The sequence below is a fragment of the Vibrio sp. 1401 genome (assembly GCF_033340295.1).
On record NZ_JAWOWF010000003.1, the window covers coordinates 190458 to 205213 of the forward strand.

Sequence of the window (14756 nt, forward strand, 5' to 3'; positions counted from 1 at the left end):
TGAATATAGGCTAGGGTTCAACCTAATCAAAAGTAAAAGCCAAGTCCGACTAAAAGCCCTTGAGAAGCCGTATCATATTCAAATACCTCTTCATTTTTGTAATCGACCCAGGTCGACTTGTAAGCTAAGTTGAGATCAGACCATTCGTTAAAGCTATAACGAACACCAGTTTGAATGGCATAAGTGAAGTGAGTATCGTTGCCAAGTCCGGCGTCGATGCTGGCATGAAATCGCCAGTTTTCGCTCAATTCATCAATGAGTCGCAAGCCAACTAAAAAATCGACCCAATCTTCTTGTAATGACAGTCTATCTTCTAGTACCCGGTTGTCATTACGATACAGCTTGCCGGTGATGTCATTGTCCCACCAACGTAATCCAAACATATAATCCAGTTTACCAAATGAATATTGTTCGCGTTGGAATGCCTTTGCTTCTAGAACACCTTGCCGTATTTCGATGTCCGCACGATAACGAGCGTTAGGCAGAGCGCCCTTGATATTATTAACATCACCACTTAAGTTCATGAAACTATAATCTATGTAGTAGCCCCACTTACTTTGGTAAATACTCTCGAATCGCAACATCGCCCCAATATCGAGGTGGTCTACGATGAACTTAGGATCGACATCCACCTCTGATGAAAAGCGACCAATACTGGTATCCCCGTGGATATTCAGTCCTAGCATGTACACTTCTATGCTATTTCGCCAACGAGATTCTTGTGTCTCGGCTGAGAGCGCTACTGATGTAGGTAATACAAGAATGAGTGAGGAGAGTGATAGCAGGTTACATGGTTTCATCCAATTTCCTTTTCGGCTTTTCGTCAGCTTTCAGCTTAGTAGAAGTCGCTACACTCTGCATAAAAAAGGGAAGCAACTTGCTTCCCTGTAATTAACATTGACTTAGAGTTGTTTGGCAATGTCTGAGGTTAGGCTTTCTAAGCCTATGGATAAAGCGTTGACGAGCGCTTCATAGCCCTCATCTTGAAGCGGCTGAGAGATTTGTATTGGCGCGCTGTTTTCTACCTTACCTTCGGCATTAATGAGTAACCATTCCCCCTCAATTTCGATATTACCTTTGTAGCTGCCATTAAATTTATTTAACGTAAGCTGGAGTTTGGCTTCACCGCTTTGATCCAACAGATTATTCATTTCAGCCGGCCAGTAATGACTTTGCTTGTGACGCAGCTCCGCGACGACTCTCTGAGTGATTTGCTCAGAAATACTGTGCGCCCATTGATTGTGTTTCGCCTGAATAACTTGGGTCTCAGAGGTTCGATAAACAATGCCACTATCATTCAAATAACTCGCCAATGTCACTGGACGAACAACTAAAGTTGGGCGCTGAGCGATATCAGAAGAGCTCAGCGTCACTGGTTCCACCTTAGGTAGAAGGTACATAGCTCCTTTAGTTTGCGGAGCGCTACTGCAACCCGTTAGACCGACAAATAGCGCGATAGACAGAAAGAATACTCGTTTCATTAGTTTTGGCCTTTAACTGGTATTGGGTCACTGATTTCATCTTCTCCAAACACAAGAGAGTTTGGCTTTTCGTTTAGCTGTTTAAGTACGGGTTTAAACTCTGTCATCACGCTTTCTAATTCTTTTAGCGTGGCTTCCATTTCGCTGTACATGGTTGAGTTGGGCCCATAACCATCGAGTGTTTTTTGTAATTGCTGTAAGCTTTGGCGAATATCTGTTGGGATCTCTTGCGTCTCTTTTTGATTCAAAAGTTTATCAATACTGTCCGCCACGCGTTCTGCTGAAGCTAACGTTTTTTCAGACGTTTTTAACGTTGAATTGAGAGAATCTAGCGTTTCTTCCATCGGTAAGTTATTAATCTTATTTAGGAAGTCGTTCACTTGGCGCTGAACCTGCGCAAAACCACCACGCATGGTTGGGAAAACATCTAAATCAGCAAACTTACTCGGTACGTAAGGCTCGTCATTTGGATAGAAGTCGGCGTCAACATACAGTGCGCCTGTTAATAAGTTACCTGTTTTTAAAGTACCACGTAGGCCTTTAGCAAACTCACTCTTCAATTTATCTTTTAACATTGGTAAAGATTGGGATTGGAAATCGCCATAAACACGGCCGAGCTCGATACGTACCAATACAGGGATTTTTTTCGCAGAAAAGTTCTCTTCTGGGGTTGGAAGTCGCATTGGTACACGCATCACAGTACCAATTCTCAAGCCTCGATATTCGACAGGTGCCTTACGTTTAAGTCCTCGTACCGATTCATCAAAAAGCATAACGAATTCAATATAATCATCGTACATGCCTTCTCGAAGTTGTTTAATATCATCGTACAAGCGGAAGTTGACCATATTTTCAGTGAGCTGTTCACCGGATTCAAGACCTGGAACGGTATCGAAGGTAACACCACCCGTTAGCATGCTCTCTAATGAGCCAAACTTGACTTCGAACCCTTCAGCGTTGAGCTGTAAATCTACGCCAGAATTCAGCCAGAACTTGGTACGAGTGCGCACTAAGCTGTCATAAGGCTTGAAAATAAAGAGTTGGTATAACGCTTTGCGAGTGTCAACATCAAAGCTGGTTTTCTCTACACGACCAACCGTAAAGCCTTTATAAATGACGGGGTCACCAACGCCTAGCTTACCAGCCTCGCGGTGTGTTAACACAAGGCGTAACCCCTCTGCATCAGGAGAGGCGACTGGGGGAACATCTAAGACCGTAAAGCGCTCTTTCTCTATCTTAGATTTACCCGGCTGAAGTTGGATATAAGCGCCAGAGAGCAAGGTCTCTAAACCTGAAACGCCATCACGGCCAATACGAGGCTTCACAACCCAAAACATGGTGTCATCTCGCAGCATGCGTTCTGCATCCTTGTTCATTTGTGCCTTAGCGATGATGTGATCGTAATTTTCACTGAGAGTGACTTCAGTAATCAGTCCGACTTTTACATTCAATGCTCGGATTTCGGTTTTGCCAACCTCAATCCCATCTGCGGTTGGCAGTTGGAGAGTAATTTGTGGGCCTGTACTGTTGATATATTGGAACAGCATCCACGCTCCCATGGCTAGCGCAAGGATCGGGACAATCCATATCGCAGAAATCTGCTTTTGCGGTTTTATTTGAGCGGTTACGTTGTTCTCATCACTCATATTTGGCTTTCTCGTTTAAGTTGTCAGAAATCGGCTCCTGCACTTCGTTTTGTGGCAATTGCCACAACAAACGTGAGTCAAATATCATTGCAGAAAGCATAGTAAAAATGACCACTGCCGCGAAAGAGAGCGCAGCAGGACCTGGATAAATCGCCATTAAGTTTTGCAGCTGAACCAGTGCAACTAAGATCGCGACGACGAAGATATCGATCATGGACCAACGGCCAATAAACTCAGTTATGCGGTAGATCTTTAAGCGTGAAATACTCTCTTCGTGCGGAAGATATCGCGCTTTTTGCGCATTGTAATACAGCCACGCGAGTGCCAGCATTTTCGCCATTGGAATAAATACGCTAGCAAAGAAAATTACCATCGCAATAGGGTAAGAACCTAAATGCCAAAGCAATATTACCCCCTCCATGATAGTCGAACCTTCTGCATGTCCAAGGCTTACGGTGTACATCATAGGGTAGAGGTTCGCAGGGATATAGAAAATGATTGAAGCAAACAAAAGCGCCCAAGCTTTTTGTAAATTGTCTGCGGGGTTGTATTTGTGAATAGGGCTTTTACAACGAATGCAGTGTTGGTGTTTTTTAGCTTCAATAGGGTTGAGCTGGTGGCACGTATGACAACCAATATGGTTGTGGTTATGGTGCGTATCACCCTCTTTTACATCAGGTAGCTCGATAGCTGGAATAAAGTGCCCCCAGAGCCAGCTTTTGTCGACCATTGATATGCATTTGACTACCAGAACGGTATATACACAAAACGCCCAGAATGAAGTGCCCATTCCTATGTCTGCGAGGGAAGCGATTTTAATTAAGCTGACCAACACGCCAATCAAAAATACATCCACCATTAACCAAGGTTCGACTCGAAACAGAAGACGGCATAAAACTTTTGCCATTCGTTGCTGCTTTTTAGAGGGGGTATGTTTACGTGCTTTTAATGCTTCAAGGTGAAGAAAGAGAATGAGACCAACATAGATTGCAGGCAAAACGATAACTGTTGCGAGTAGCAGCACACCCAAAAGCACATTTTGAAACTCAGCCAGCATTTTGGCAGCGTGCAACAAGGTGATTTCTTGCGACAACCCTTGCACGCTGAACGACATAAAAGGGAAAGAAATGCTTAGCACTAACATGATCAAACATGCCGATGATATGGCGATCACGCTTTGGTAAGGCTTGGCATTCACTTTAGTCAGCGAATGCGAACATCGAGGACATTGTGCTTTTTGCCCCTGTTCGATATCGGGAATGCGAACAACAAGGCCGCACTCTTCGCATGAAATTAACTGACGGGAATTAGGTTGAATACTCATCGGGTAGGTTTTAGATTCATTTGCTTTAAGAATACTCTTTTTTCACTAGGCACGCTTGTTTTGATTCAGGAGTTTACGAGTTTCTTACTTTTGGCATTAGAGGATATGGGAGATCTAAGACATAAACGAAGTCGCGTTTGGTACAAGATTTTACGGCGAAGATGAGTATGTTGGAAGTCGAAAATAATGTGATATTGCTTGTCTGTGGAGGGGGGTAATTACTTGTTTTTAAGGGTAAGTAACCCTGCCCAGATAATCAGAGCAGGGAAAAAGAGCATTTTATTTAAGGTACTTAGTTGTACTTTACTTGACCGTTCCGCTCTTAAAGGCATTGGAGCCGACTTGCGTACCGTTGAGCGTTTTGCCGTAATAGCCTTGGTGCTGGTGATATTTCTCCGCGTTTGCGGTGACATTGCCTTTGAATCGAGGATCTTGTGGACGCTCATGGCTGTTGACGTATGCTGCGACATCCCAAGCTTCTTGCTCTGTCAGCTGCACACTTTTCCCAAGCGGCATGTTTTCGTAAATAAAATAGGCCGCTGTGTTAATCCGGTGCATACCTGCGCCCCAGTTATACGCATATTCGCCCCAAAGTGGTGGAATGTATGAATGGTCGTTGGTGTCTTTGATGCCTGAACCGTCGGCGCGATGGCAAGTTTCACAGTTCTTTTCGTAGACCAATGCGCCTCGCTCTATTGATGGTTCTTGCTCAGGGGCGGCGATTTTTGGGTAGCCACGCCCAGAGAGATTACCCCGCTTTTCAATTGGTAATGCTTGTGCGATGGCTTCGGGCAACGGGAAGTCTTTTGCTTTTCCACCAATTTGCAACGTTTTTGCGTCTAGTTCTGGAATGGGTTCATCCGCCATACCATGTTTGTCAAGCAAGCCGCCCATCGCTAACCAGTAGGCGTAAGCACTAAGGGCAACAATTTCTGTCGAATCGTAAGCGGGCGCTTTACCGTTCATGGAATACTCGAAACAACCTTGGATACGGTCAGCATAGCTGTTTACGCGATCGTTTTTCTTACGATATGCCGGGTATGCCATGTAAGCTGCCCACAGTGGCGCAGCGTTTGCTTTTCGTCCTGCCTCCATATGGCAGTTCACACAGTTTTGTTCGTTGCCAACGTATTTTCCGCGCATTTGTTGTGAGTTAACAAAGAGCGAGTAACCGCGTTTTACTTGCTCACCAAATGCGGTGTTTGGGATTGTGCTGAGATCACGCGGTTTTAAGTATTCACCGTGATTTTCTTTTTCTATCGCAGGTAGCTCTTTCTGGCGGTCCGGTAACAGATCGTTAGCTAGTACGAGCGTAGAAATGAAAGGCAGTGCGAACAAAGAATAGAAACGTTTCATGACTGCTCCTAGTAACGTAATGAGGCAAAGTAGTAAGCAAGATTTTCGATCTCTTTGTCAGTGAGATTTTTTGCGATGGTCCCCATCATATTGAGCGGGTCGCCACTGCGAGTGCCGTTTTTCCATGCCATCAATTGCGTTTTTAAGTAATCAGCATGTTGGCTTGCGAGGCGAGGGAACTTGTCGACGCCCATACCGCTGGCTCCATGACAAGTTGCGCAAGCTGGAATGTTTCTATCCCAATCGCCTTGGAAAATTAATTTACGATACGGGTTACGAATATCAGCTTGGTCGCCGCGTTGTTCTGGATTCGTGAACTCATAGCTCGGGAGGTTAGCAAAGTACTCCATCACTTCCTTCCGATCTGCGGGATCGCTGAGTTCCTTCGCCATGCCTTGCATGACCACATTTTGGCGTTCGCCACTAAGGAATAGTTCGATTTGAGTGTTGAGATAATTCATGTTTAAACTTGCGATCATCGGCGCGATATTTGGCTGTCCCATGCCATCTTGGCCGTGACAACCGCTGCACACGCTGGCTTTTTCAGGAATAGACGAGGCGCTTGCGCCCATTGTGGTTGCCAGCAAACAGGCCGTCACCACAGGTAGTATTTTTGACATGCTGACTCACTTTAATTGTTATTAATATCTCCAAGTGTCTACTGTGATAGTGACTTGGATGCTGTATTGTCGGCTTTGTCAATAACTAAAGGTATTGTGGATTTCCACATATTTAGAGGGTGTGAAGAGCTGCTAAATGGCAGCTCTTCAGGTTTGGTTGTCTACCAAGCTTTGCGGATTTTGGCTGGTAATGATTGGCGAGCCGCGGCTCCTACCACCCAATCCAACAACACGCCTTTCCCTTCTCGAGTTGGGTCAATTAATCCGATGTCGTTAATGTTGACGCCATCTTGGCTGCGCGTTTTTACTGGTTGCTGTTTATCGCCGATCCAGTGCGAGCGTTGTCCTAGCTCGGTATGACCAAACCCATGTTCAAATCCGAGTGTGCCAGGGCGAATTCCACTGACTATCATCGCAAGTGCTTTGGTGCTTGCAGATGGTGTCTCGATAACAAACTCATCACCCGTTTTAATGCCTGCGCGCTCGGCATCGATTGGATGGATGTACACTGGGTTTACGCCTTTAATCGAGTTCAACCTTGGCGATAGGTTGGATACCGCACTGTGAATGTTGGATTTAAAGTTCGTTAGGCTGAAAGGCCATTCTGAGCTTGGGAACTGGTCTTCCATTGGTGTGCCATCGGCCAGTTTTTGTGGATGCCATGTTGGGCAACCCGTGTAGAAATCACCGGTCATGGTGTTTCTTGCGCTGCCGACACGTTCATTCCATATCGCGACAGGTCGTGTCCATTTGTGCTTCATTTGCTCACCTTGATACGCTTCGGTTGCATTTTCAAAACGTCCACCGCGAGCAAAAATAAACGCCACACGTTTCATCTCATCCGCTGTCAGCGTCTTCTGCATGGCTGGCATTAAACGCTCTAGGCCGGACCACGCAATGTCTTCTGCCGAAACTTCAGGCACCCCGCCTTTCACATAAGCCAAGTTTGCCGCGGAACGTAAGTAGAAATCTTCAGCGCTGTGGAGAGCGAGCCAATTCCCTTGCGCATCTTGAATCGCGTTGTCACCAAAGCCGCCTAGTTGCATTTTCTTGGCGACATCAATCAAAAAGTTTTCTAAGCAAATCGAGCGACCGTCGGCGGTTTTCTCTGTTCGTGCTTCCACTATCGGCCAACGAGCGGTGACGGTTTTCACCGGAACGTCGTGCCAAGGCGTTGCCATACCCCAGCTTTCGTAGGTGACCGTGTCCGGCACAATATAGTCCGACAATGCGGTGGTTTCGTTAATGAACGCATCAACAGACACAATCAAACCGAGCTGCTTTGGATCTTTAAGCTTGTCTTCCAGCAGCGCTTTCAAACCGGGTACACCATACATTGGGTTCGCCATGTGATTGATCCACGCTTTAACGCGGTATGGATAACCATCAATAGCCGCAGATAGGTGCTCTGTCAGCAGTGGCGCGGCAAACGGATACCAAGGCGCGCGAGTTGGATAAGGGGATTCACCAGCCTCAACGCGACGTTTGTATTCGCTTGTTTTGTGGTAGGGGAATTTACTGCGCGACAAAAAGACGCCTTTCGGGCCGACTTTGCCAGCAAATTTGGTGAAGTCGTAACGAGGACCCGCAGCGGAAGTTGGGTAGCCACCCGCTTTGGCCATCGCGCCGCCTTTCATATTTATGTTACCAATCAACGCATTGAGCATCATGATGGTAAACGAGTTATAGAACCCATTGGTGTGCATGTTGCCACCGTGGGTATCGACCACCGCTTTTGTTCCGTGACTGGTGAAGCGCTTTGCTAGTTCAACAATTTGTTCGACAGGGATTTCACATTGTTGGCTGTAGAACGCAAGGCTGTATTTGAACGCCTCTTCTTTGAGTCTTTGTAGAGACGATTTTACGCGCACTTCGCCCGATGCAAGCGAAACCGTTTTATCGACAAACAGTGCCGCTTCCTCTTCTTGGGTATGAACACCAAATTCGCCGCTTTGCTCATCCACGATGACGTATGGGTCGGAGTCAGACAACGCTTCGCCCTCGAATGGCAGATTCAAGTCCGACGCGCGTAAAAACGTGCCGTTTCTCGGGTGCTGATTATCGCTTATCACGAGATGCGTAGCATTACACCAGTGCGCGGTGCCGGCTCGCTTCATCGCGTTTGCCCCCGGCTGCGCCAAGAAGGTTTTGTTGTAGCGTTGGTTTTCGATGATCCACTGGATCATGCCAAGCACGAGGGCAGAGTCGGTGCCTGGTTTGATTGGTACCCAGCGGTTGTTGTCACCGGCAGCCAAGCTCGATGAACCAGCAGGCAAACTTGGTGTGATGATGGTGTATTCCAAGCTACCTTCTGTTCGCGCATTGGCGAGTTGGCGCGCCTGACGCTTAAAAGGGTTACCCGCTTGAGCTGGTGACATACCGATGAAGATGATGTATTCCGCGTTATCAAAGTCTGGCTTCAAGTGCGCGTTCTTATCTAAATCGTTCATGAATGCGCCGCTGCCAGCACGAAATGCGTAGCCGCAGTAAGAGCCATGATGCCCAAAGTTACGCGTACCATAGCTGTTGAACGCGAAGCGTTTGAATATGTCGTCTCGGCCTTCGTTACCGGCGTTGGTCATTAACAGTTGGTTGGCTTTCGGTCCATATTCTGGGTTTTCAGGATCAACGGGCGTTGTTAAATCGCGAATGTCGCGTAAGCCATCCACATGACCTTCACCAAATAAATCACCGCCCTCGACGACTTCTTCTATCAGTTGTTCGTAACTGATCGGAATCCATTTTCCTTCGCCGCGTTTTCCAACTCGTTTCAGTGGCTGAGTAATGCGGTACGGGCTGTTGCGAATTTCTAGCATCCCATTGCCACGTGCGCATGCTGTTGAACGACCGTCAAGGCCCGCTTCTCCTGCCAAACTTAAATAAGCACCTTTGACTGGCGTTTCGAACGGAATGTGTTGCTGATGAGAGAGTGGGTGATATGGGTTGCCAGTAATACGCAAAATCTCGTCGTTGCGGTTATCAATGCGTACACGCAATCCGCACAGTGACCAACAACCAAAGCACATCGATGGTGCAACGCGCTGATTTGGATTAGGGATTAGGTTGCCTTTGCTGTTGACCGTGTACTCTGGTTCAAGCGAGTTACCGTGGTGAATATCACGCGTTTTTTCTCCCGCAGTGCCTTCGAGCGCACCCTCGACCATGTGTTTGGTGGTGGTGGCGTAACCCGCAGCGAATGCGCCAAGCCCACCCACTGCAATGCCTGATTTCAAAAACTGACGGCGTTTGTTATCCATGATGAAATCCCCTTTGATTAGCGTTCAGTTAAGGTGGGTGATGAGGCTTTTACTTCGATCTTTTGTTTTGGCTGAACCAGCTCCGAACCGAGCAGTGCCAGTGCAAGCCATAATCCGAGCATGCCGATAATGCCTATCCAGCCATTTCCATCCATAGTGAGTTGGTATGGATACAGCCCTGCATCGAACTTGGCGATGGTTTGCACTTCCATGATGGTAAACCAGCGAATCAGCCATGCACTTTCCAGTGCGGCAGCAGACACAAAACTGAGCCCTATGACGTGACGAAATCTGGCTGATGCGGACTTTTTGGTATCGCGCAAGAAGATGAAAGCGAGCAAAACACAACCTAAAACGACAAAAGTGAGCAGGGCAATGTTGTGCATCCATTGTTCGCTAGAATAGAGCGAAAATGCGGAATTGTTGGATGCCCAAATCGGTAGCAGTATCAGCGTTAATACACCGCTGGTAACCACTGATTTTTTCAGTAAATTAGTATCGCCAGATGTCAGCGTCTTTGGCTGACTAGGCAGCAGTAACCAAATCAGCAGAGAAAACCCGACCGCGCCCATAAATGCAGTAACAAACCAAAGAACCGGCGACGCGGGTTGGTGCCATAAAGATCGCGATTTAACGACCGCAATTTCAGCGCCTGTGTAGACTGCAATGGTGAGGCCTGATAGCACCGTGATGGCGGACACCATAAGCATGGCTCTACGAGAGAGCGCCCAGTCACCCAGTGACAGCTTTGAAATTAGAGGCAGTACTTTTCCTGGCTGATTACGTAAGTTGATCAGATCCTGGCGGAGATACAGCCATGCGGTTACTACCGCTAAACCTGAGAAAACAGGCAAGAAAAGCGACCCTAAAGACATCCATGACCACGGAGTGATGTGGGCGTAAAAATGCCATGCGCGTCCCGGCTGGTGAAGGTCGCCAGTTAACGCTAATGGCCCCACGATGGCGCCGATGGCCAGCGTCAGAACAAGCGCAGCGCGCAGTCTGTGACTGGTGTGTCTTTCAAATAATAGGGCGATTAGGAATAAAACAGCAGCCGCATAAGCCGAACCGATGTAGAAGAAATACTGCACCGCCCACGGGAGCCAAGCCATCGCTTGAGGTTGGACTAACACTTCGGTGATGTTCATGCGCGATCTCCTTGTGGGTCGTAAATAGCAGGTTGTCCGTCGATGTGGCTGGTGAAGCGTTCATCCATGCCGATGTAAAACACGTGAGGCTTGGTGCCTTCATTGGGTTTTAGCACTTTGATATCGTCTTGGTGCTTCGCAATTAAGCGGCGGACTTCACTTGATGGATCATTCAAATCACCAATTACACGTGCTCCGCCAACACAGGTTTCCACGCAGGCAGGCAATAGACCTTTTTCTAGACGGTGAGCACAGAAGGTACATTTATCTGCGGTGAGGGTGTCTTCATTGATAAAGCGAGCATCGTAAGGGCAAGCTTGTACACAATACGCACACGCTACGCAGCGACTGTTATCCACCATGACAATGCCATCTTCGCGCTGAAAGGTTGCTTGAACCGGACACACTGCCACGCAAGGTGGGTTGTCGCAGTGGTTACAAAGGCGCGGTAGCATAAAGGCTTTTGCTTCTCGCGTGGCTGTAGAGCCATCATCTAACGTAACTTCGTATTGCTTTACGGTGGTTCGGAATTGACCGATTGGCGCTTGGTTCTCGATGCTGCAACCCACAGTGCACGCTTGGCATCCGACACATTTACGCAAATCTATCACCATGGCATAACGCTTGCCGACTTGTCCTTTTCGGTCAGCGGACTGGTTATTTCGAATAATGTTTCCCGCAGTTGCCGTGCCAATGCCTGCGACTGGAATTAACGCGGCTCCGGCTGTGACCGCGCTGAGAAAGCGACGTTTGGTGGAATCCATAACTCACCTGCTTTTTTGTTGTATTTGAATTGACTGATTCCATTGTGAGAAATGCACTGCGAGGCTTATATTGTGGATTTCCACATACCCAGATCAAACTTGATCTAAAACAAATGTGGTTTAGGGAAGGTAGCTGTTATTCTTGTCGCACTCTCTTGACGGAACGATTCGACTCATCATGAAAAAAGCACTGTGGCTTCAGCTTTGGATTCTTTGCTTAGTTGCCTTTGCATCTTTGGCTCAGGGCTCAGTTTCTGAACAAGCAGATCTGCAAGGAATGCAAGAGCAAAAAGCAGAGCAGCCACAGGTCAAGCAAAAAGTCGAAGTGGGCGTGTTAGCGATACGCGGCCATCTTTATGCTGAGCAGAGATGGCAACCGACCATTGATTGGCTCAATCAGCAAATTTCCGATGTGCATTTTGTTCTTCATCCCCTTAACTTGGATGAAATGGGCGAAGCGGTGAAGTTTCAGACCATGGATTTCATCTTAACCAACCCAGGTCAAGCAGTGCGGTTGGGCAGGCAATACGCGCTGTCGTGGATGGCAACGCTAACCAGCAGAGCACCACAAAACTCGAATTACGGAATTGGTTCGGCGCTTGTGGTTCGAGCCAATTCAAGTTATCAAACGGTGCAAGATGTCTCAGGACGTCCCGTTGCGGCGGTATCAGAAAAAGCCTTTGGTGGTTATCTAACGATGCGCTATCAAATAGTCAAAATGGGGCTTAATCCAAACGATTTCTTTTCCGATGTCCGCTATCTTGGTTTTCCTATTGATGCCAACCTGTATCAATTACGTGATGGCAATGTGGAAGCGGCCGTCGTCCCTGCTTGTTTATTGGAACAGATGTTAAGTGAAGGGCTTTTACAACCGGGTAATTACCGAGTTTTAAATCAACAGCCGAACGAGCGCTCGTTATGCGCTGTTTCCACACCGCTTTATCCTAACTGGTCATTTGCCAAAACAGAGCGCGGCTCAGCTCAGATTGCCAAACAGATTGCGCAAGTATTGTTAGCGATGCCACCTGAACACCCTGCGGTTATTGCGGCAGGCGCGTCAGGTTGGACGTCCCCCGTCAGCTTGCTGAGCATCGACAAACTTTATCAGGCGTTGGATCTCCATCCGTTGCAACAACCTTGGTGGAGTGAGGCTCTACGCTGGCTGCGTAGTCATCAAGAATGGGCATGGGCGCTGTTCATGTTTGTGATTGTGTTGAACGCGTACCACTTTTGGCTTGAGTATCGATTTAGCAAGAGTAAGCAAGCGTTGGAGCAGACATCGTTACGATTAAAAGAGAAAAGTGAACAGTTAGAACATTCACAAAGGGTCGCGATTGTCGGAGAAATCGGCACTAGTCTTGCTCATGAACTCAATCAGCCACTGGCAGCCATTCGCAACTATAGTGAAGGCGGTTTACTTCGCTTGGCCAAAAAGCGCCCTCATGAAGATATTGTCCCTGTACTTGAGAAAATACAGGGCCAAGTTGAAAGAGCCGATGCAATTATTCAGCGATTAAGAACGTTGATTCGTAAGCGCAGTGTCGACAAAACGTCGTGCGATCTTCAAGTACTCATTGATGACACGATTGAGTTACTCCATTTTCGGATGCAGAAGCAAAACATTTCTATTGTGGCCAGTACAGAAGGGAACATTCGTCCGTTACTTGTCGATGCAGTTGGCGTACAACAGGTTTTAGTTAATGTGATCAGCAACGCGATTGATGCGTGTACTTTGTTCCAAGAGAAATATCACTCATCAGGTTATCAAGGTAAAATTGCCCTGCATTGCGATTACCAAGTCAATCAACTTTCCATTCGAGTGTTAGACAATGGTACAGGGTTGCAGCAAGAGAATCCGACTCAAGCATTTGTGAGTAGCAAAGAAGAAGGGCTTGGGCTAGGGTTAGCCATTTGTCGCGATGTGATGGAAATGCATGGTGGCGAGTTTGTCATCAGCTCGACAGCACCACATGGTTGTTTGGTTGAGCTTGTGTTTCCATATCAAAACTAATCTGAACTAGGCATAGGAGCATTCAATGAGCAGCGGTGAAAAGCAGCTACCTGTTTTTGTAGTCGATGATGATGAATCGGTGCGTGACTCGCTCGCTTTTATGCTGGAAGAGCATGATTTCAACGTGACGACTTTTGCTGATGGGCAATCTTTTCTCGATAAAGTGGACATTCATCAAGCCGGATGCGTGATCCTTGATAGCCGAATGCCCAACCTTCGTGGTCAGCAAGTGCACCAAGTTTTAAATAAAGCCAACAGCCCGTTGGCCGTTATTTATCTGACAGGGCATGGTGATGTTCCGATGGCGGTCGATGCATTGCAAGCTGGGGCGGTCAATTTCTTCCAAAAGCCAGTCAAAGGCGATGAACTGGCACGAGCCATTTTACAGGGACAGGCGCAGTCTGCCACAAACCTCGATATGGCAGCAGCAAAATCGGCTTATGAATCGCTCACACCTAGAGAAAAAGACATTTTGCGTTTGATCATTGAAGGAAAACGCAACATTCGTATTGCTGACGAACTTTGCATAGCAATGCGAACGGTTGAAGTACACCGAGCCAATCTATTGAAGAAGTTCTCGGCAAAAACCGTCGCAGAGTTGGCATATATTTATGGCAGGCTAGATTAAAGCTTAGCGAGTGAAGCCTCTTAAGGTTATTTAGAGGATACAACTTGAGCTTTATGACGACTCGCGTATTATCTTCTTCGTTCTTACTTTATCTGAATTCTTATGAGTTTGTTGACTAAACGACATCACACGCCACATAAGCGGGCAAAATGGCTACTGGCGATTATTGGCTGGGTGGTCGTTGTGTGTCTGATGCAAAATTCAGGCTTTGCATCGTCATGCTCTATGAAATATGAGACGGAATCGCCTGCGGTTTCACTTGCTGATGAGCGTTCGAGCGTCAAGTCGATTGATACTAAAGAAACTAGCAAGTGCGAATTGTCTGAAAAGTTAATTCAGTTTTCTCAACATCAACTCGATGTATTTATTGTTGTTCTGTTTGTCGGTCTTTTTGCTTCGGCAATTTGGTTGTGCAGTGCCTATATTGGTGCGCAACATTGGACGGAACCGATAGGCCGTAAGTATCGAGTCCATCTGACTTTCTGTGTGTTCCGAGAATAAAAGCGTGCTTTCTGACCACT

The 14756-nt window shown here is 47.1% G+C and carries 12 protein-coding genes; 3 read left to right on the plus strand and 9 right to left on the minus strand.

The genetic code is table 11. The features are described from left to right. Nucleotides 1-26: 26 nt before the first annotated feature. The 9 genes from R7Z77_RS03150 to dsrO form a co-directional block, all read right to left on the minus strand. The gene (locus R7Z77_RS03150; RefSeq protein WP_031778929.1) at nt 27-800 is read right to left on the minus strand and encodes a hypothetical protein; all 774 of its coding nucleotides are present in this window, start codon (nt 798-800) and stop codon (nt 27-29) included. A 102-nt stretch (nt 801-902) separates the two neighbouring features. Then, nucleotides 903-1481 (minus strand): membrane integrity-associated transporter subunit PqiC, encoded by a 579-nt coding sequence (locus R7Z77_RS03155; protein WP_158156711.1) that lies wholly within the window; start codon nt 1479-1481, stop codon nt 903-905. Beyond that, on the minus strand, nt 1481-3127 hold the full coding sequence (gene pqiB / locus R7Z77_RS03160) for an intermembrane transport protein PqiB (RefSeq protein ID WP_005376682.1): 1647 nt from the start codon (nt 3125-3127) through the stop codon (nt 1481-1483). Before pqiB ends, R7Z77_RS03155 begins: the two co-directional genes overlap by 1 nt. After that, entirely contained in the window at nt 3120-4451 is a 1332-nt protein-coding gene (locus R7Z77_RS03165) for a paraquat-inducible protein A (RefSeq protein ID WP_005376683.1), read from the minus strand. The genes pqiB and R7Z77_RS03165 overlap by 8 nt, the downstream gene beginning before the upstream one ends. A gap of 303 nt (nt 4452-4754) precedes the next feature. After that, complete coding sequence (locus R7Z77_RS03170; RefSeq protein WP_213967574.1) at nt 4755-5807, minus strand: c-type cytochrome; 1053 nt, start codon at nt 5805-5807, stop codon at nt 4755-4757. 8 nt (nt 5808-5815) lie between these two features. Then, a complete protein-coding gene (locus R7Z77_RS03175; RefSeq protein ID WP_373921435.1) occupies nt 5816-6379 on the minus strand; it encodes a c-type cytochrome in 564 nt (187 codons plus the stop codon). Between the two features lie 209 nt (nt 6380-6588). Next, nucleotides 6589-9684: a tetrathionate reductase subunit A gene (locus tag R7Z77_RS03180; protein ID WP_213967572.1), complete on the minus strand. Its 3096-nt coding sequence runs from the start codon at nt 9682-9684 to the stop codon at nt 6589-6591. Between the two features lie 17 nt (nt 9685-9701). Then, nucleotides 9702-10832: an NrfD/PsrC family molybdoenzyme membrane anchor subunit gene (gene nrfD, locus R7Z77_RS03185; RefSeq protein ID WP_104979539.1), complete on the minus strand. Its 1131-nt coding sequence runs from the start codon at nt 10830-10832 to the stop codon at nt 9702-9704. Then, nucleotides 10829-11596: a sulfate reduction electron transfer complex DsrMKJOP subunit DsrO gene (dsrO, locus tag R7Z77_RS03190; RefSeq protein WP_064354168.1), complete on the minus strand. Its 768-nt coding sequence runs from the start codon at nt 11594-11596 to the stop codon at nt 10829-10831. The genes nrfD and dsrO overlap by 4 nt, the downstream gene beginning before the upstream one ends. Nucleotides 11597-11774: 178 nt before the next feature. Between dsrO and R7Z77_RS03195 the strand changes: the two genes are divergently transcribed. From R7Z77_RS03195 to R7Z77_RS03205, 3 genes are all read left to right on the plus strand, one after another. Beyond that, nucleotides 11775-13607 carry a sensor histidine kinase gene (locus tag R7Z77_RS03195; protein ID WP_064354167.1) on the plus strand — a complete coding sequence of 611 codons (1833 nt, stop codon included), beginning with the start codon at nt 11775-11777 and terminating at the stop codon, nt 13605-13607. A gap of 25 nt (nt 13608-13632) precedes the next feature. Next, complete coding sequence (locus R7Z77_RS03200; RefSeq protein WP_064354166.1) at nt 13633-14235, plus strand: response regulator transcription factor; 603 nt, start codon at nt 13633-13635, stop codon at nt 14233-14235. 102 nt (nt 14236-14337) lie between these two features. Continuing rightward, nucleotides 14338-14736 carry a hypothetical protein gene (locus R7Z77_RS03205; protein ID WP_005376702.1) on the plus strand — a complete coding sequence of 133 codons (399 nt, stop codon included), beginning with the start codon at nt 14338-14340 and terminating at the stop codon, nt 14734-14736. Nucleotides 14737-14756 lie beyond the last annotated feature (20 nt).

Coding starts and splice junctions, on each gene's coding strand:
- R7Z77_RS03150 (WP_031778929.1), bottom strand. CDS start 800: ATGAAACCATGTAACCTGCTATCACTCTCCTCACTCATTCTTGTATTA.
- R7Z77_RS03175 (WP_373921435.1), bottom strand. CDS start 6,379: ATGGGCGCAAGCGCCTCGTCTATTCCTGAAAAAGCCAGCGTGTGCAGC.
- R7Z77_RS03180 (WP_213967572.1), bottom strand. CDS start 9,684: ATGGATAACAAACGCCGTCAGTTTTTGAAATCAGGCATTGCAGTGGGT.
- R7Z77_RS03195 (WP_064354167.1), top strand. CDS start 11,775: ATGAAAAAAGCACTGTGGCTTCAGCTTTGGATTCTTTGCTTAGTTGCC.
- dsrO (WP_064354168.1), bottom strand. CDS start 11,596: ATGGATTCCACCAAACGTCGCTTTCTCAGCGCGGTCACAGCCGGAGCC.
- nrfD (WP_104979539.1), bottom strand. CDS start 10,832: ATGAACATCACCGAAGTGTTAGTCCAACCTCAAGCGATGGCTTGGCTC.
- pqiB (WP_005376682.1), bottom strand. CDS start 3,127: ATGAGTGATGAGAACAACGTAACCGCTCAAATAAAACCGCAAAAGCAG.
- R7Z77_RS03205 (WP_005376702.1), top strand. CDS start 14,338: ATGAGTTTGTTGACTAAACGACATCACACGCCACATAAGCGGGCAAAA.
- R7Z77_RS03170 (WP_213967574.1), bottom strand. CDS start 5,807: ATGAAACGTTTCTATTCTTTGTTCGCACTGCCTTTCATTTCTACGCTC.
- R7Z77_RS03155 (WP_158156711.1), bottom strand. CDS start 1,481: ATGAAACGAGTATTCTTTCTGTCTATCGCGCTATTTGTCGGTCTAACG.
- R7Z77_RS03165 (WP_005376683.1), bottom strand. CDS start 4,451: ATGAGTATTCAACCTAATTCCCGTCAGTTAATTTCATGCGAAGAGTGC.
- R7Z77_RS03200 (WP_064354166.1), top strand. CDS start 13,633: ATGAGCAGCGGTGAAAAGCAGCTACCTGTTTTTGTAGTCGATGATGAT.